The sequence below is a fragment of the Mycobacterium bourgelatii genome, from assembly GCF_010723575.1.
GTDB lineage: Bacteria > Actinomycetota > Actinomycetes > Mycobacteriales > Mycobacteriaceae > Mycobacterium > Mycobacterium bourgelatii.
This window is the reverse complement of record NZ_BLKZ01000001.1, coordinates 100780-118379: the sequence shown is the minus strand read 5'-3', so window position 1 is coordinate 118379 and position 17600 is coordinate 100780. Positions and strand designations below refer to the sequence as shown.

Below are 17600 nucleotides of genomic sequence, written 5' to 3'. Positions count from 1 at the left end.
GACCCTATCCGCACCCTACCCGCGCGCGAATAGCCGCGACTCGATTCTAGTCAAGCTCTAAGGTCGCGGCTATACAGCGGAAACGAGAGGTTAATGGGAGCCGGGGGCGGCAAACGGATTCTGCGGGCTCACCTCCTGCGGCGGTTGGGGTTGCGGGGGCTTCGGTACCGGGACCGGTATGGGGACCGGTAGCAGCGGGACGTGCAACCACTGCGTGGTCATCTGCACCGTGGATGGCGCCGAAGTCGGTGGGGGCGGCGGTGCCGGCTCCTGGGCGCTGGGCGCCTCGGCGGCAAATTGTCCGGCGCCCGGCGGCTCGGTTGTAGCGGGTGTGGTGATGGTCGGTGCAGGGGTGGTGGCCACCGGCGGTGGCGTGGTGGTCGTGGTGGGCAGCGGCGGCGCCGTGGTGGTTGTCAACACCGGCGGTGGCGGTGACGACGGCGGTGGGGGCGAGGGCGGCGGCGGGGGGACGCTGGTGGGTTCGGGCAAAGCGCTGGGGGGCGGTGCGATCGATTCGGCCACCGGGGGTGGGAGCTCGCTGGGCACGCTAGGGGGGACCGCGCTGGGCGGGATGGCGCTGGGCGGGATTGCGTTAGGGGCCACGGACCCCGACGGCCTTGGCGCGACGCTCGGGACGACTGGATGGTGTCGCGGACTGTGGTGCTGTTCAGTGGTCGTCAACGTGACCGCCACACCGCCGATAGCGGTTACCGCCACCGCGGCACACAGCCCGATCAGCAGTTGCGATACCCGGAAGCGCCGCCACGGCGGCTCTTTGGGACGGTCGATCACGTTCAGCCGCATCGACCAGCAGGGACCCTCTTCGTTGAAGGCATCGCCGTGGAACCGGACCGGGAGGTCGCCGGTGAATTCGGTCTGCGACCACGCCAGCTCACGATCGGTCATCGCGTCGCAGTCGATCACCATCACGTCACCGGCCGGCAGTTCGATCAGGCCGGTGCCCGCGTGACTGCCGGCATGTGCCGAAACCAGACCCAAGGACATCCGGGTCCGGAAATCGACCTCTTTGCCGCGGGTGGAGAGCAGCAACGCGCCCGTCGCCGCAGCGCACGCCGGCTCGGCCGGGGTAAGGACCGGCAACCGGGTGTGCACCGAAAGACGTTCGGTGATAAGCGGAATACTCGCGCCGCCGCCGACGGTCACCAAGGCAGCGAGGTCCGTCCAGGTGGAGTTGCTGCGCGCCAGCATGTCGTCGAACGCGTAGATGAAGCCGGTCAGGCGGTCGTGGAACAGATCCTCGAGTTTGCTGCGGCTCAGTTCGATGATGGCGCTGGAGCCGCGCAGTTCGGCCAGCAATTGGGTTGTCGTGTCGACGGATAACCGCTCCTTGGCGGCTCGGCACTGTTCTCGCAACAACCCGAGTTGGGCAACCGCGGCCGTGTCGTCCGGGTCGATGTCGTCGTGGCCGAGTTCGTCGATGACATGCTGCAGCAGTGCCTGGTCAATCTCGGCACCGGAAAAATCTTCGTACCGCATGGTGGCGCTGATCGGCGTGAATTCGGACTCGGTCTCCAACAACGTGACGTACGTGCCGGAACCACCGAAATCGAGCAGCGCCACCGCTTTTCCATCGGGCATGCCCAGCTCGGAATTCGCCGCCGTCAGGGCCGCTACGGTATCCGGGACGAGTCGAGGCGCCATGCCGCTGCGCACGAATCCCACGTGCGTACGCAGGCCGTTGCGCAGCGCCTGGGCGGTTCTGGCGTTCCAATACGCCGGAACGGCAATGGAGATCTCGGCCGAGCTGGCATCCACATCCACCGCGGACACCATCGCATCGAGAGCCTCGACCATCAGCAGGGCCGGGTCGTGCGTCGAGCCGTCGGGCGACACCAGCGGAACCCGATCTCCGAGCCGCTCCACGAAGCCGCCCATCAACACGCCGGGTTCCGTCAGTTCCGGATCTTGTTCCGGCGTACCGACTTTCGGCGCGCAGTGCGGATACAGGGTCAACACAGTGCGACGCGTCACCGGTGTCTTACCGTTGCACGCCGCGACCAGGTTAGTGGCCCCGATCGACAAGCCGAGCGGGTCATACATAGAACGAAGACTTTCGGCGATAGGTGGTGTCCTGCATGGGCGTCCAGCCAGCGTTAACCATAGCCGCGAGCGCCCCGTACGCCGTTAGTTCACAACCTTATTGGTATCTGGTCGATGTCGTGTCGTCATCGAAACGGTATACCCGGCACCTTGACACCGCCTGGCGGATCACACCACCGTGAGTGGCAGCGAACGCCGTGGCTCGAACTGAAAGTCCGCGCCGCGGCTGACTTTGGCCACCGATACCTCCGGCAATTCCGTTGTCGGATGGTCGGTTTCCACCAGCTCAGCGGTCCAGTCGGTATCCGTTCCGATGCTGCGAACCTGGATTCGGGGAGCTACCGCGGTCGCTATCGCCTGCAGCGGCTGCACGGAATCCGGGCCGCACAGCGAAATCCACGCGCGGTCATCGTGAGCCGGTGAGCGATGCACGGCCACCTTGTTCTCCGCTATCTCGGCCACCACGTAGCCGGCGGGGTTGAACAGCGGATGCAGCTCGAACACCCGTACCAATCCTTCGATTCCGCCGGGCAATCCCAGTGCGCGGTGAATGCGCTCGGCGCCAAGGCCGGCGACACCGATCAACTGGCGCGTGCCCACCGAACGCGCCAATTCGGCATCGTCGCCGGCCCGTTTGGCCACCGCGATGGCGAACGACAGATACAGCAGGTGCATCTGCAGACATACCTCGTCGGCCATCCGCGTCAACGCGGAGTGCGAGAACGCCGCGAAGTCCAGGTCGGACAGCAACGGACCCGAGTAGTCCGCCAACCCCTCGTCGGACGGGTCGATGGGCGTCAATTCCCAAGCGGCGGCACACGTTCGGCGAATCTTCTCGGCGGCCGGGATATCTTCAACCGCGGGATGGGACTCGTCGATGACGACGGTCCAGGCGCAGTGCGGATGACGATCCGCCGGCACCCGAGGGGGTCGGTGCAGGGGACGCATCTGCGCCTTCGGATTGGTCGCCACCGCCGTGGCGTCGAAGGTCGGGTCTTCGATGGTGTGGCACATGCCGAGGACATAATCGTCACCCATGGGCTCGACGTCGAGCAGAGCGCCGCAGTGATCCAGATGAAATTCGCCGTGCCAGCGGTCGCGGACGGTGTAACGGAAGTCCATGAACTGCGGCGGCGCGCCGATGTCGAGTTGCAGCCCCTTGAAGATCGTGGGCACGTCGTTGCCCTCGTAGTTCAGTGCCCGTTGCATGCGCTTGGTGTAGGTGGGGCTGGCCCCGGCCCATTCCTCGATGGCGATCTGCAGCATTTCCTCGCGCCCGAACGACTGGATGCACCAAGCCATCCCGGAGCGGTCGATCATGTGCCCGATCAGGAGCAACTCAGGGACCAGCACCGCGAGTTCGCTGCGGGACAACTCCGCGTATCGCGATTGGCTCATCCCCCAAAGCTACTCGCGAGGCGATGTGCTGCAATGGCCTGATGGGCCATGACGACATTGCCGCGATCCAACAAGTCAAATACCGCTACCTGCGCGCGCTGGACACCAAACACTGGGACGACTTCGCAGACACCCTGACCGAGGACATCAAGGGCGACTACGGCTCATCGCTCGGCAAGGAACTGCATTTCACCAACCGCACCGAACTGGTCGACTTCATGCGCTCCGCGATGCCCGCGAGCGTGGTGACCGAGCATCGGGTGACCCATCCGGAGATCACGGTGAACGGAGACACCGCTACGGGCGTGTGGTACCTGCAGGATCGCGTTATCGTCGCCGAGTACGACTTCATGCTCATCGGCGCCGCCTTCTACCGCGACCAGTACCGACGTACCGAAAACGGTTGGAAAATCAGCGCTACCGGCTATGACCGGACCTACGAGGCGACGATGTCGCTCAAGGGACTCGACTTCAAGTTGACACCCGGGCGCGCCATCGCCGGCCACGAGGCCGGACAGCAGGCCGACACTACTTAGCGATCGCGATCACCGCACCTGGCCGCAACCAGCGGATGATCTGCACCAGGGTGGCGTCGTCGATAGCGACACACCCTGCGGTGGGACCACCGTCGGTGGTGTGAAAGAAGAACGCAGCACCTCCGCCCGGGACCTTGTTCTTGTTGACGCCCATCACCACCGCGTGCTTGTACTGCGGGATTTGCAGGTTCTCGCTTTCCGCCAAATTGAACGGGCACTTGGACTTTTCGCATACCTGCATGGTGTTGAAGGTGGGGCTGCTGTCGTCGCCGCTCCACCAATGATTGGGCCCGACCTGTGTGTACGGCAGGCCACCACCGGGATTCGGCGCGGTACCGAATGCGGAGTCGAGGCTGTACACGCCCATCGGCGTGGCCGGATACCCACTCTTGGCCTGCGGCGCCATGCCCGCCGAACCCACATGGGTCGGGATACCGGTTTTCAGTGGTTGCCAGCCCGCGGCGGTGCGTTGGTAGACATCCATCTTCGCGTTCGATCCGCCGGTCGAGATGACCGAAACCACCTGTGTTGCATTACCAACCGAGTTGGCGAACCACGGGTTGCCCGCAGCGAGCGTCATCGGCGGGAGGGCCAGAGCGAGCCCGGCCAGGCACACCGCAGCACAAAGGACGGCTCCCATTCGGCGCATGACTTACATGGTCAGATGCGCCGAATCGTTAGGTCAAGTAAAGGTTTAGCTCCGGTTGGGTCACCGCGCCGTGACCAACCGGTCCTCCCCGCGCTTAATCGGTAACGGCCTAAAAGCCCACAGGCACAACAGGAAGTACACGTAGCCCATTGCCCAGCCGGCGATCACGTCGGACGGGTGGTGCACATTCAGTGCTACGCGGGCGATGCCGACCGTAATGACGCTCAGTGCGGCCAGGACCACGGCGGCAACCCGCATCGCCCGCCGTTGCACCACCGGCAACAGGACCGTCAACACTGCCGGCATGGCGGCCATCGCCTCGAGCGCGTGTCCCGAGGGGAACGAGGTGGAGCTCGCATGAACCAGTGCGGTCGCAGGTCGCGGGCGATCGGCCAGACCCTTGGTCGCAACGGTTACCAGGCCGTTCAACGTGACGCAGAACAGCAACAGCAACCCGATCCGAACCTTTCGCTTCACGAACGCGACCGCCGCGGCCACCGCGCCCAGGAGGCGAATCGGCACCGGCCCCAGGATGAAGGACACGGCATACCAGAAGCGCACCCAGGACGGGTGCTTGATCCCGATGTCATGCGCCGGGTTCAACAGCCACCAGTCAAACGTGTGCAGCCAAGCCCAGTCCTGCCGGTAGCCCACCCACAACACGGTGTAGAGCACGACCGCCGCCGCTGCCAACGGCACGGACCACCGCGGGGGAAGCATGCCTCCACGGATACCAGCATGGGTGCGTCGCATATCCGACGGCCCCATACTGGCCTCATGGCGGTGTTTCTTCGCAAGCTGTTCGGCATCGGCAAGCTGCCCGATGACTTCCGGGCTCAACTCGAATCGGAAGGGATCCTGTTTCTCGCCGAGTACGTCGCCGTCACCAGGCGGTTCAGCGGTGCCATCCCGGGGCTGCGCGCGGCGCACAGCGTCGCCAGCTACGCGGGGTCGCTGGCCCTGACCTCGCAGCGAGTGGTCGGCACGTTGTCGTCGCTGCCCAAGCTGGCCGGACGGGTGATCGATGTGGCGTGGGACGCGCCGCAGACGGGTGCGGCCATGGCCGAGATCGGACCGAACGGTCTGCAGATCGAACTCGATGTCGGCAAGGTGGACCCCAAATTTCACGGCCACCTCGCACTGCATTTCAAGACCGATGTCCCCGAGGATGTCCTGTCCCGGCTGCCGCTACGTTCGCTGGCTTTCGACGTGCCGCCCGAGTACGTATTCCGCGCGGTAGGCGCTACCTATAGCCCCTGACGCGGTCCCTGATGGCGGGCGGGTGCCCGGTTCTTACGATGGGCCGGTGCCCGACTACGCGTTCACCGCAGCGGAGCGTCAGGCGGTCTATCGCGCGATCTCCGAACGACGTGACATGCGCCGCTTCGCGCCCGGCGGTGTGGTGCCCGAGGAGGTGCTGACGCGACTCCTGCACGCCGCGCACGCCGCGCCCAGCGTCGGGCTGATGCAGCCGTGGCGGTTCATCCGGATCACCGACGTCGACCTGAGGCGCAGCATCCACGCGATCGTCGACGAGGAACGGGCGCTCACCGCGCAGGCCCTGGGCCCACGTGGCGACGAGTTTCTGGCCCTGAAGGTCGAGGGCATCCTGGACTGCGCCGAACTGCTCGTGGTCGCGCTGCGCGACAACCGCGACGCGCACATTTTCGGGCGGCGCACGCTTCCGCAGATGGACTTCGCGTCCGTGTGCTGTGCGATCCAGAACCTGTGGCTGGCCGCCCGCTCCGAGGGCATCGGAATGGGCTGGGTGTCGCTGTTCGACCCGGCGCGGCTAGCGTCATTGCTGCACATCCCGGACGACGCCGAACCGGTGGCCATTCTGTGCCTCGGCCCGGTACCGGAGTTTCCCGAACGGCCCCAGTTGGAGCTGGACGGCTGGGCCGTGGCACGCCCGTTGCCGGACTTCGTCTCGGAGAATCGGTGGGTTGAGCGGGTACCGTAGCCGCGGCGAGCAAACCTGGAGGGGTGACTTTCATGACCAGTGACGCCGAGCACGACAACGTCCTGATCGTGCACTGGCACGACCTGGGGCGCTACCTGCACGTCTACGGCCATGACGACGTCGTCAGCCCACGACTGGACCAGCTTGCCGCCGAGGGCATTCTGTTCACCCACGCACACGCCACCGCTCCCCTGTGCTCGCCGTCCCGTGGCTCGCTGTTCACCGGCCGCTACCCGCAGGGCAACGGCCTGGTCGGGCTGGCGCACCACGGCTGGGAATTCCGGTCCGGTGTCCGCACGCTGCCGCAGATACTCGGCGAATCGGGTTGGTATTCGGCCCTTTTCGGGATGCAGCACGAGACGTCATATCCGACGCGGTTGGGCTTCGACGAGTTCGACGTGTCGAACTCCTACTGCGAGTACGTCGTCGAGAAATGCCGGGAATGGCTGCACCACAGCGCGCCCACCCTGGTCGGCCAGCCCTTCCTGCTGACCGCCGGGTTCTTCGAAACTCACCGGCCCTACCCCCATGACCGCTACGAGCCTGCCGACAGCTCGACCGTCCAGGTGCCCGACTACCTGCCCGACACCCCCGAGGTGCGTCAGGATCTGGCAGATTTTTACGGCTCCATCACCACCGCGGACACCGCCGTCGGCGAACTGCTGGACACGCTCGCCGAGACGGGCCTGGACGCCAGCACGTGGGTGGTGTTCTTCACCGACCACGGACCGGCGTTCCCCCGGGCCAAGTCCACGCTCTACGACGCGGGAACCGGGATTGCGATGATCGTCCGACCGCCCACCCGGCGGGCGGTGCGACCCCGGGTGTACGACGAGCTGTTCAGCGGGGTTGACCTGCTGCCCACGCTCCTGGGCCTGCTGGGCCTCGACGTCCCGGCCGATGTCGACGGCCTGTCCCACGCGGCCGCCCTGCTCAGGCCGGATCCCCGCGACAAACCGGTTCGCGACCACGTGTACACCACGAAGACCTATCACGACTCCTTCGATCCGATTCGGGCGATCCGCACCAAGGAATACAGCTACATCGAGAACTACGTGCCGCGACCACTGCTGGATCTGCCCTGGGACATCGAGGAAAGCCCGTCCGGCGTGGCCGTCGCGCCGTTGGTCAAGGCGCCGCGCCCGGAACGCGAACTCTACGATCTGAGTGCCGATCCCACCGAGACCAACAACCTGCTGGCGGGCGCTCCCCCCGGCGAGCCCGTGGATGCGATTGCAGCGGATCTTGCGTTCCGACTACATGACTGGCGCCAGCGCACCAACGACGTCATACCGTCGGACTTCGCCGGCACCCGCATCTCGCAGCGCTATACCGAGACCTATTTGAAGATTCACCGCACCACCCCGACCAGCAGGTCCGCGAAAGCGCACGACCGCGGTATCGAGGAGGAGGTCACGCCCGGCCTAGGCCCGTGAGCGGCGCGCGCCACCCACTTCGGCGACGATGAACAACCTGCGGAACGGAAAGATGGTGATGCCGTCGGCGCGGGGCGGATAAGCATCGTCCAACAGCGGGACGAGCTCCCGACGGAACTGCTCCCAGGTCACGTCGTCGAGGCGCTCGCGCACCGGGACCAGCGCGGTGCCGGTGATCCAGTCGAGCACCGGGTGTTCGCCGGTCAGTTGGTGCAGATACGTCGTCTCCCAGACATCCACCTTGCAGCCCGCGTCCAACAGCAGGTTCGCGTAGTGACTCGGCGAGTGCACCACCGCACCAGCACGAAAAGGTATGTCCCGCATGATTTTGGCGTAAGGTTCGCGGCGTGCGAGAGCCCGCACCGCGGCATGCGAGGGGGTCTCGAAGTTGCCGGGCATCTGCACCGCCAGCCACGAGCTCGGCGGCAGCTGATCAACCCAGCGCAGCAGCAGGTCGGAGTGCTCGGGCACCCAGTGCAATGCCGCGTTGCTGACCACCACGTCGGTGTCCGGCCGGGGAACCCAGTCGCGCAGGTCCCCGGTGCTGGCGTCTATCCCCCGCTCGCGGGCGGCGGCCACCATCTCCGGCGAGCTGTCTATCGCCTCGATGGTCGCGCCCGGCCAGCGCTTCAACAGGGTCTTGGTCAGGTGTCCGGGGCCACAACCCAGGTCCACCACCCGGCGCGCCCGCTCCGCGCCGACCCGCGAGACCAAGTCGTAGAACGGGCGGCTGCGGTGATCCGCAAAAGCCAGGTAGACGTCGGGATCCCACATATCGGTCCTCCTGATCAACACCATCGCCCGTAGGTGCTTAAGGACAAACCTATTACTGGAGACGGCGTTAAGGCGGGTGGAACCGCCATTCCGAATTGACGAAAGCGTTGAATTCTATCGAATCCAGCAACCATTGGCGATGTCAGCGGGCTACCATCGGCGAGATGTCCGATAAATCGTTGGCCGCCGATACATCGTCCGACGAGGTGGCCGGAACGTCGATGGGCACCGAACCCGATCCCATCGATCCACCCCTTCCCATCCCGGATGTGCCGGGCGCCGACGCCGGCGCCGAGGGACTGCCTCCGCTCTCCGCACTGTCGCTGCGCCAGCGCGCAGTGGTCGAGGCCTCGGCGCTCGGAGACGTCGCGCTGCGCACCGCCGCCTCCTCACTGTTGTCGGTGACGGTGGCCCCGGCGGTGGTGGTCAACACCTTGCGTCGCAGGGCATCTGAGAGCGAGCGCAACAGCCTCAACTTCTACGCCGAGCTGGCGGCCGAGCGCGACGCGACGAAGTCGTTCCCTGCGCCCACTCAACCGCCAAGAGTCGTCTCGCGGCGCGCGAGCGCGCTTGCGGAGTGGGTGGTGCACGGCACCGTCGACAACATCTCGTTCGCCAGCAGCTACCGCGCGATGAACCCCACCATGCGCGAGCAGTGGAGTGCCCTGTCCGCCAACAACATCGTGCACGCGCAGCATTGGCGCCACGACGACGGGCCGCGCCCCACCCTGTGCGTCATCCATGGCTTCATGGGCTCGTCCTACTTACTCAACGGCGCGTTCCTGTCGCTGCCCTGGTACTACCGGTCCGGTTACGACGTCTTGTTGTACACGTTGCCGTTTCACGGCAAGCGCGCCGAGAAGCACTCACCGTTCAGCGGCTGGGGCTACTTTGCCCACGGGTTGAGCGGATTCGCCGAGGCGATGGCCCAGGCGGTGTACGACTTTCGCTCGGTCGTGGATTATCTGCGCCAGACCGGTGTCGAGCGCATCGGTCTGACCGGCATCTCGCTGGGCGGTTACACGTCGGCGCTGCTGGCCGCCGTCGAGGACCGGCTGGAGGCGGTGATACCCAACTGTCCCGTCGTCCGGCCGGCACTGCTGTTCGAGGAATGGTTCCCGGCCAGCACGCTGGTCGGACTGGGACTCAAACTCACCAGCATCAGCCGGGACGAGCTCAACGCTGGGATGGCCTACCACTGCCCGCTGAACTATCAGCCCCTGCTATCCAAGGACCGACGGATGATCATTACCGGTCTGGGCGACCGGATGGCTCCGCCGGAACACGCCGTCATGCTGTGGGAGCACTGGGACCGGTGCGCGCTGCACTGGTTCCCGGGCAACCACGTTCTGCACGTCAGCCAGCTGGACTACCTGCGCCGGATAAGCCCGTTCCTGCGCGGCTTCATGTTCGAGTGACTTCGGTGGCGGCCTCGCTGGGCGCACCGCGGTGGTTCCCCGCGGCCGGAGCGGGCCACACCAGCTGGTTGAGCAGATCCCCGGTCGCGGTCGTGTGCCCGTCGAGTCGCTGGGTCGACAGCGGATCCAGCGCCAGCAGCGCCGACCACTGACTGCCGCGTTGCGGCGTCAGCCCGCCCACCGGTACCCCACCACCCGGACGTTCATCGGTGCGGAAGGCGCACGCGGCGGCGACGGTGAGTTGACTTCCCGGGCCGGACGCACTGGCGATCTCCAACGCGGTCCAGGTTTCGCGCGCCGGATGCGAGCGGATCGCGGTCAGCCTGTCCGCCAGGCCGGAATCCACGCTGACCCGATACGCCGCAACGTAATCCGAGTCGCTCTGGCGCACCGCGGACCAGGTTTCCCGCGCGTCCGGCGCGATCACCTCCGGCACCTCGTCAGATCCCACAGTGCTTGCCTCCCAGCCTTTTTCGCGCAAATGATCGGCTAGCCGGCGCGCCGCCACCTGAGCGGTCTCGTGCAGCGGGATCTGGGACGAGCGCGCCTGCAGCGCCGCCAAGTTGTCGGCGGCGGACAGGATCAACCCGATCCATGTCTCCCGATCACCGGATGCGGTGTCGCGGTTCGTGATTCGGATCGCATCGGCGCGCACGCCGTAGCGGTCCAGGTACCGGGCGATGAGCGGCAACGGCAGCACGTCCCCGTTGGAAGCCGGTGGGCCGATTCGCAGCAATGCCGTGGTGCGCGTGTCGATTCCGGCCTCGGGCCGCGGGGCGGATCGGCGTCCCAGCACCGCCACCCGACGCCGCAGAATCGTCGTGAAGTGCAGTCCACGCCACCAGCCGAACAGCACGATCACCACCGCGATCGCCACGCCCAGGATCCAGCGCTCGCGGGTGGACTGCCACGGGTACGCCATGACGGCGGGCACCACGGCAAGCAGTCCCAAAGTGATGCGCCCGCTCCCGGGCACGGGGATTGATCCAGTCACGCTCACGGGCGAAGTTCCTTTCGTCTGCGCGTTATCGCGACAGTCGCCGCGGTGATCGCTACCAGCAAAGCCAGCGTCGCCGCCCCGGCGAATGCAACGTTGCGCGGCGTGGTGTCTTTAGGCGCCGGCGCCGGTGGGACGGCGACCGGTTTTACGGGGGTGGCACCGGGCGCGTTCGCGGGCAGCTCCCAGGTCAGGGCCGCCACCGCGTCGACATTTCCGGCGCCGACCACGTTGGACGGCGCCCGCGCGCCGTCGTGCGCGGTGGTCGTGAGGCGGTTGATCACCTCGGTCGCGGATAGCCCCGGATACCTGCTGCGCACCAGCGCGGCCACACCGGAGACGTAACCGGAGGCGTAGCTGGTGCCGTTCAGCGAGGAGAGCTGTCCGTGGTCGTCGGGCAGGCCGTTGGCCAGGCCGCCGCCGTCTCCGTTGCCCACCGAGAGGATCTTCTCGCCGGGTGCCGCGATACCGACCCAGGGGCCGGCCATGGTGAATTTGGAGGGCTGCCCCTCCGGCGTCAGCGACGCCACCGACAACACATAGGGCTGCCACCACGACGGGATCGAGACCGACGTGACGCCCGCCCAGTTGCGCGGGTCGTCCGGGTGACTTAGGTCGGTGAGTGGGTTGGAATCGCATGACGCTCCGCTGGCGGCCGAGCCGGTCGTCCCGCTGTTGCCGGCCGCGGCCACGATCACCACGTCCTTTTCCACCGCCGCATAGCGGATTGCCGCACCCAGCGCCGCCTGGTCGACCGGGCGGTCGGCGGGCAGACAGGTGATGGCGGAGATGTTGATCACCCGCGCACCCAGATCTGCCGCGTGCACGATCGCACGCGCCAGTGCCGCGATGTCCAACGACGCCCGCGCGATCATCGGATCGCCCCCCGGGGTGCGAGGCGAAAACTTGGCCGAGGTGACCCTGATGGACAGCACCCGCGCGGCCGGGGCTACCCCGGAGAAACCGTCTTCTTCACCGGGCGGACCGGGTTGTCCCGCGATGATCCCGGCGACCAGGGTGCCGTGCCCGTCGCAATCGGTGAGCCCGTCGGTGGTTTCGACGAAGTCACCGCCGGGTTCGACGTTGGGCAACCGGGGACCCGGCCGCACCCCGGTGTCGATGACCGCCACCAGCTGACCCTCGCCGCGGGAAAACTGCCATGCCGCAGGCAGATTCAGCACGGCTTGGCTGGCCGTCGGGGCACTGGTGTCGGTGCCGGGAATCAGGCCGGCGACGCTGCACGGGCCGCGTTGCTCCATGGGCTGGATGGGTCCGGGAGCGCCGGGCGGCGGTGGCACAGCCGGGTCCACCTCGGGTTTGTCAATGGCCAGCGCCGACGGACAGGTCCACATCACCGCCGCGAATGCGGCCGTGAGGCAGGCTAATCCGCGCCGTGTCATCGATTGAGCACCCAGGCGAACAGTCCGACCAAATAGGCCATGACGGGGATGAGCGAAGCATCGAGACCGGACGCGAGGAAGCCGAGCAGTCGACGCAACGGCAGCGAATAGCTCTCCGGCGAGGCGATACGCGGGTTCAGCGCCACGACGGCCCACACCAGCACGAGCAGCGCCAGCACCAGCGCGGCGCCGAAGGCGGCCGTGAAACGCCCGGTAGCACTGTAGATCACCAGCAGCGTGCCGGCGACCAGAAAAGGCTGAGCCAACAGCCAGGCCTTGCATGCGGCCGAGTCCCAAACCCGGGCGCGCAGCACGGCCGCGGCGGCGGTGGCCGCCACCACGTACCAACCCGCGACGCTGACGGCCTCGGGCCGCAACGCGATCGCCACCGAACCCAGCGCACTGAGCAACACGGCCGCGGCAATGAAACCGCTTTGATGCGCGTCGCTGATGCGCACCCGTCGCGGCAGGTCCTCGAGTACCCGCAATGACGGCGCCGAAGGGGTGGGATCCCCCGGGGCCGGAATGACCGGCAACGGGAAGCGTGCCCACAGTGCCGAGAGTTGGGCCGCCTGGATGGTGACCAACAACGCGGCCACGATCAACCCGCTGCCGATGGTGGAAATCGGGAACTGCCAGAGCAATAGCGCGCCAGCGGCCAGTGCCACCCCGGCGCCGACGACTGCCGTTGCGGTGAAGAAAGCGACAATGCGCTCGCGTTCCGCGCTCGGGACCAGCAGCACGATCAGTGACCACGCGCTGACGCCGGCGGCGGCCAGCAGCACCTGGGCGGGCCCGAACTCTCCGGGCACCGCCAAAGCCAGGGCGGCCGCGATCGGCCCGAGTGCGGCGATCGACAAGGCGGCACCCGCCCGCGCCGAACGAGCCGTGATCACCAGCCCGGCCAGCGCGACGACCACCGCGATCCCGGCGACCGCCAGCAATCCGGCCAGCGCACCGGTGGCCGCCCGGTAGGCGACCCCCAATCCGGTGGCTACCAGGGCGACCCCGATCGTGGCCACCAGCGCACCGCGCTGAATGTGCTCTGTGCCCCAGGGGTTTAGCCGCGAGGTCGAGAAGATCATCGCGGCGTCCGCGATGTCCTCGACGATCCCCGGGGCGGCCGGGCCCTGCGGCACCGGCTGCAACGCGAGCAGGTCACCGTCGACGACGCCGACCGTGTCCAGGCTGGCGTCCAGGCTGAACGGTGCCCCACCGATGGGCGCCAGGCTCAGTTGCACTGGAGCAGCGGAATCGGCCTCGGCGTCAGCGTCCTGGCCCGAGGGAATCACCAAACGCTGTACCGCGGGCAGGATTTCGCGCAACGGCAGTTCCGCGGGCAGGGCCATCTCCGTCAGGCGACTGTCCGCGAGGATGGCAACGCGGACGATCGGCATGACGGTACCGGACATCACAGTGGCCGCCCAAAGAACTCGGCATTGGCATGGCGCCGTGGCTGGGACATCGTGCTCTCTTTCTGGTTCTCGTTGAGGGGGTTCGTATTACGACGACTCTTATGAAGACTCTTATGAAGACTGGGTGGTGAAATCTCGAGACAGCCGGTGCCCGGGGAACCAATCCCCATCCGGTAGACAGGCGGTCAACTTCTCGATCGCGACGGCGGTCGCAAAGGGCGTGCCGGGACTGAACGTCGATACCCATTCGCCGTCAAATGCCCGGGACGGACTGACCAGCACCCGGCCGGCGGTGGTGTCGACGAGGCTCAGGCCGACCTCGGTGGTGGTGTGCTGCCCGTCTCGGTTGCAACCCGCGACGACCTCGACGTAGCTGCGCGGGCCGGAGAACACCGCCTCGACCACCGGCCGGGCCGACGCCGGGATGCCCAGGTAGTCAAGGACTTCGGCGAGCGGCGCACCCGCCCGCAGCCGCTCGTCGGCACGGGCGCCGACGCGAGTAGGCATGCTGAACTCGTCGAACCGGGCGGGTGGGCGGTGCTGCAATCCCACGCCGAGCACCGGAACCAGCGCCCGGGCATCGTCGATATCCATTGCCGTGAAGGTGACCAGCTGAGCGCTGCGCAGCGCCACAACGGTTTGGGCGACCGCCTGCGTGGTGGTCTTGTCGACCCGTTGCGCGACGATGCCGCGCAACATCTCGCCGGGTTCGCCGGCAACGGCGGGCCCGACGAAGCGCATGTCGAGCCACCGGTCTGGGAAGCACACCAGCTTGATCCAGTCGGCGACCACCGGGTTGATGGCACCCTCTGGCGACAACAGACCCATTCGGGTCAGTTCGCCCTTCTGACGATCGATGAAAGCTTTGCGCTCCGCGGTGTCACGGTAGGGGGAGGTGATGGCCAGCACCCACGGGAAGCTGCCCGCCCCAACCGTTTCCGCGATGAACCACGCGTTGTCAACCGTCAGCTCGACGGCATTGGGTTGTGGATTCATCTAACCCATCAAGCGGCTGTTAGCCGCCCCACTTTGCGGCTTCGGCCTGGTCGCGCGCCAGCATGGACATGGTGTTGGCCTCGTGCGTGCTGGCCATCGCCTGGTAGGCCCGCACCAGATCCTCCATCGCCTGGTTCCACTGCACCTGCCAGGTCTGGTAGGTCATACCGGTGTCGCCCTGCCACGCGTTCTGCAACGCGGCCTGCTCCGCCGAGATGTCCGCGCCGAGTGACTGCAGCGTGCCGGCATAGCCCGACATGTCGCCGGCGTGGGCGAGCATCGCCGGGTAGTTGTACGTGATCTGTCCCATCACAAATCCTTTCGCTATCGGCCCGGTCAGAAGCCGGTGTAGGTGGACGCGGCGGCGGCGTCGGCGGCGACGTAGGTGCCGGCGGCGTCACCCAGGTTGGCCTGTGCGATGTCGAGCAAGGAGTTGACTCGCGCCGCTACCTCGACGAAGCGGGCGTGCGCGGCCTGGAACGCTGCCGCCGCCTCGCCCTGGTGAAAAGCTTGCGCCGACAACGCTGCCTGCTCGGCTTGACCGATGGTGTGGCGCATCAACCCGGCCTTGGCGGCAAAGTTCGACTGCGAGGCCACCAACTGTGGGATGTGCGCATCCAAAAGACTCATTGTTTTCCCTTCTCACGCTTTCGATTTCGGTCTTGCTCAGTCACTGTGATGCGGTAAACCGTTTCCCCCTTTCTGCCCTTCGTCCCCTGCTCTGGGCTCTGCTCCGGGCCCCTCCACCCCTGCTGAGGGATCGTCCCAGGTCCCGGGCATCATGGGCATGCGCGGACCGCCGCCGAACTCGTCACCGGCCAGCGCCGTCAAACCCGCGGCCTGCAGCACCCGCTCCTTGTGCCTGGTGCCGGCAAATCCGAGCGTTCCCGCCCCTTGCTCGGAGGCTTGCGTGTCGTACTCCGGCGTGACGTCGAAATCGGAGTTCATGTCGAGGAATTCATCGCTGTGGTCGTGCAGTTCGGACTTGCGACGCCGCTTGGCCCGCGCCGAGGCGCGACTCTTCGCCGCCGCCCCAACCGCCGGGATGGTGGCCGCCGGCGCCTTGACTCCGGTGCGACCACCCACGGTCGGCCCGAGGGCTGGTCCCCATTCGCCCGGAGCGGCGACCGCGTAGACAAGACTCGTCGCCGCCGGAGCCGGTGTCGCGGCGGCGGTGCTGGCCGGCGCGCCCGCCGGCGTAGTCGGGGCTGGTGCGCTGGTGGGCGTCCCGACGGTCGTGGTGAGGGCGGCGGCAGGAAGTTGCTGCTGCGGCTGCGCCCCGCCGGGAACGGTGTCCAGGGGCGGGAAATCGAAATTGAGATTGATCAGACCTAGGAAACCCAACGACCCCAGTCCGACGGCCAGCAGCGGCGGCGCCCACGCGGGCGACGTACCCAGCGTGATCCAGAAACCCCAGCCAACCGGCTGCCAAAACGCCTGATACGCCAACGACAAAAGCAACGGACCCCAGGAAACGAGGGCCGCCGACGGATTCGTGCTGAAGTCGATCAGCATCTGCTGGATCTGCTCGACAGGATGGGTGAGGAAGTACCAGATGGCGTCACCGTTGGGCAACGTCTTCACGTACGACTCGAGCGCGGCCACGATGGGGTTGAGGAAGTCGAGTTGCGCACCCGAATCGGCGGCCGGTGCGACGGCGGCGGTTTGGGCCGAATCGGCCGCCGCCGCTGCGGCCTCGCCGCCGGGGGTGACGATGGTCGGGGCGGCCATGCTGCGCGGCGCCGAGGCCAGGGCGGTGCCCGAAAGCACCTGATACACGCCCATGGTCGTGGCCGCCTGCACCCACATCCGCACATAGTCGGCTTCGTTCAGCGCGATCGGAATCGTGTTGATACCAAAGAAATTTGTCGCAACCAGCACGCCGTGGATGATGTGGTTGGCGGCGAGCTCGGCCATGGTGGGCATCGCCGCCAGAGCCGTGGTGTAGGCCGCTGCGGCAACCTCGTGTTGCGCGGCCACTGCGGCCGCGTCGGCGCTGGCCTGCATGAGCCACGCCACGTACGGCAGGTGCGCTGACGCATATTGTTCAGCGCTCGGCCCCTGCCACGCCCCCGCTTGAACTCCCCCCAGGAGCCCACTGAGTTCGGCTGCCGTCGCGGCGTATTCGGCGCTGAGCGAGTTCCAGGCGCCAGCGGCCGCCATCAGCGACCCCGGGCCTGGCCCACTGCTCAGCAACGCCGAATGCACCTCCGGCGGCGAAGCCATCCAGATGGGCGAACTCATCAATCAGCCGCCCGAAATCCCATACGTCGCGGCGGCCGCTGCATCACCGGCGAGGTAACTTGCGCCCGCCTCGCCCACGCCGACACCAGCGCGGCCCAGCTCCTCGACGCCTTGCGCCGCAACCGCGGCGTGCTCCGCGCCCTGAGCGCTGAACCCGGCGGCGGTCTGCAACGACACCGGATCGGCCGCCGGCGGGACGACCGCGGTGATCAACGGGGCCGCGGCTGCCTGCGCTGCCGCCAGCCGCGCCGTCAGCGCCTCAACCGCGGCACTGGCGGCGGCCAATCCCTCGGGAACCACTCGCAACGTCATG

The 17600-nt window shown here is 67.1% G+C and carries 18 protein-coding genes; 5 read left to right on the top strand and 13 right to left on the bottom strand.

Annotated elements, in window-relative coordinates:
- Positions 1 to 90 precede the first annotated feature (90 nt).
- On the bottom strand, positions 91 to 2061 hold the full coding sequence (locus G6N68_RS00515) for an Hsp70 family protein (protein WP_163706623.1): 1971 nt from the start codon (positions 2059 to 2061) through the stop codon (positions 91 to 93).
- 168 nt (positions 2062 to 2229) lie between these two features.
- Positions 2230 to 3459 carry a hypothetical protein gene (locus G6N68_RS00510; RefSeq protein WP_163706621.1) on the bottom strand — a complete coding sequence of 410 codons (1230 nt, stop codon included), beginning with the start codon at positions 3457 to 3459 and terminating at the stop codon, positions 2230 to 2232.
- Between the two features lie 23 nt (positions 3460 to 3482).
- Between G6N68_RS00510 and G6N68_RS00505 the strand changes: the two genes are divergently transcribed.
- A complete protein-coding gene (locus G6N68_RS00505) occupies positions 3483 to 3995 on the top strand; it encodes a nuclear transport factor 2 family protein (RefSeq protein ID WP_163706619.1) in 513 nt (170 codons plus the stop codon).
- Here the strand turns inward: G6N68_RS00505 and G6N68_RS00500 are convergent.
- Positions 3988 to 4644, bottom strand: coding sequence for a L,D-transpeptidase family protein (locus G6N68_RS00500; RefSeq protein WP_163706617.1), 657 nt, complete (start codon positions 4642 to 4644; stop codon positions 3988 to 3990). The genes G6N68_RS00505 and G6N68_RS00500 overlap by 8 nt on opposite strands.
- Positions 4645 to 4704: 60 nt before the next feature.
- Positions 4705 to 5364 carry a phosphatase PAP2 family protein gene (locus G6N68_RS00495; protein WP_163706615.1) on the bottom strand — a complete coding sequence of 220 codons (660 nt, stop codon included), beginning with the start codon at positions 5362 to 5364 and terminating at the stop codon, positions 4705 to 4707.
- Positions 5365 to 5421: 57 nt separating this feature from the next.
- Between G6N68_RS00495 and G6N68_RS00490 the strand changes: the two genes are divergently transcribed.
- From G6N68_RS00490 to G6N68_RS00480, 3 genes are read left to right on the top strand one after another with little or no spacing between them, the layout of a single operon-like run.
- Entirely contained in the window at positions 5422 to 5904 is a 483-nt protein-coding gene (locus tag G6N68_RS00490; protein WP_163706613.1) for a hypothetical protein, read from the top strand.
- Positions 5905 to 5950: 46 nt separating this feature from the next.
- Positions 5951 to 6607 carry a 5,6-dimethylbenzimidazole synthase gene (bluB, locus tag G6N68_RS00485; RefSeq protein WP_163706611.1) on the top strand — a complete coding sequence of 219 codons (657 nt, stop codon included), beginning with the start codon at positions 5951 to 5953 and terminating at the stop codon, positions 6605 to 6607.
- A 32-nt stretch (positions 6608 to 6639) separates the two neighbouring features.
- Complete coding sequence (locus G6N68_RS00480) at positions 6640 to 8043, top strand: sulfatase family protein (protein WP_163706609.1); 1404 nt, start codon at positions 6640 to 6642, stop codon at positions 8041 to 8043.
- On the opposite strand, the gene G6N68_RS00475 is transcribed toward G6N68_RS00480, so the two are convergent.
- Positions 8032 to 8817: a trans-aconitate 2-methyltransferase gene (locus G6N68_RS00475; RefSeq protein ID WP_163706607.1), complete on the bottom strand. Its 786-nt coding sequence runs from the start codon at positions 8815 to 8817 to the stop codon at positions 8032 to 8034. The two genes, G6N68_RS00480 and G6N68_RS00475, sit on opposite strands and share 12 nt — an antisense overlap.
- A 221-nt stretch (positions 8818 to 9038) precedes the next feature.
- Between G6N68_RS00475 and G6N68_RS00470 the strand changes: the two genes are divergently transcribed.
- Complete coding sequence (locus tag G6N68_RS00470; protein ID WP_163717959.1) at positions 9039 to 10235, top strand: alpha/beta hydrolase family protein; 1197 nt, start codon at positions 9039 to 9041, stop codon at positions 10233 to 10235.
- Here G6N68_RS00470 and eccE read toward each other — a convergent pair.
- The 8 genes from eccE to G6N68_RS00430 all read right to left on the bottom strand — a co-directional run bounded on the left by eccE (position 10222) and on the right by G6N68_RS00430 (position 17599).
- On the bottom strand, positions 10222 to 11235 hold the full coding sequence (eccE, locus tag G6N68_RS00465) for a type VII secretion protein EccE (protein WP_163706605.1): 1014 nt from the start codon (positions 11233 to 11235) through the stop codon (positions 10222 to 10224). The two genes, G6N68_RS00470 and eccE, sit on opposite strands and share 14 nt — an antisense overlap.
- On the bottom strand, positions 11232 to 12632 hold the full coding sequence (gene mycP / locus G6N68_RS00460) for a type VII secretion-associated serine protease mycosin (RefSeq protein WP_163706603.1): 1401 nt from the start codon (positions 12630 to 12632) through the stop codon (positions 11232 to 11234). Before mycP ends, eccE begins: the two co-directional genes overlap by 4 nt.
- The gene (eccD, locus tag G6N68_RS00455) at positions 12629 to 14044 is read right to left on the bottom strand and encodes a type VII secretion integral membrane protein EccD (RefSeq protein ID WP_163706600.1); all 1416 of its coding nucleotides are present in this window, start codon (positions 14042 to 14044) and stop codon (positions 12629 to 12631) included. The genes mycP and eccD overlap by 4 nt, the downstream gene beginning before the upstream one ends.
- 114 nt (positions 14045 to 14158) lie before the next feature.
- Entirely contained in the window at positions 14159 to 15043 is an 885-nt protein-coding gene (locus G6N68_RS00450; RefSeq protein ID WP_163706598.1) for an ESX secretion-associated protein EspG, read from the bottom strand.
- Between the two features lie 19 nt (positions 15044 to 15062).
- Positions 15063 to 15353 (bottom strand): WXG100 family type VII secretion target, encoded by a 291-nt coding sequence (locus tag G6N68_RS00445; RefSeq protein ID WP_163706596.1) that lies wholly within the window; start codon positions 15351 to 15353, stop codon positions 15063 to 15065.
- Positions 15354 to 15379: 26 nt separating this feature from the next.
- The gene (gene esxG, locus G6N68_RS00440) at positions 15380 to 15673 is read right to left on the bottom strand and encodes a type VII secretion system protein EsxG (protein WP_163706594.1); all 294 of its coding nucleotides are present in this window, start codon (positions 15671 to 15673) and stop codon (positions 15380 to 15382) included.
- Between the two features lie 36 nt (positions 15674 to 15709).
- Positions 15710 to 17287: a PPE family protein gene (locus tag G6N68_RS00435; protein WP_163706593.1), complete on the bottom strand. Its 1578-nt coding sequence runs from the start codon at positions 17285 to 17287 to the stop codon at positions 15710 to 15712.
- Positions 17288 to 17290: 3 nt separating this feature from the next.
- Positions 17291 to 17599 carry a PE family protein gene (locus G6N68_RS00430; RefSeq protein WP_163706591.1) on the bottom strand — a complete coding sequence of 103 codons (309 nt, stop codon included), beginning with the start codon at positions 17597 to 17599 and terminating at the stop codon, positions 17291 to 17293.
- Position 17600: the final 1 nt, after the last annotated feature.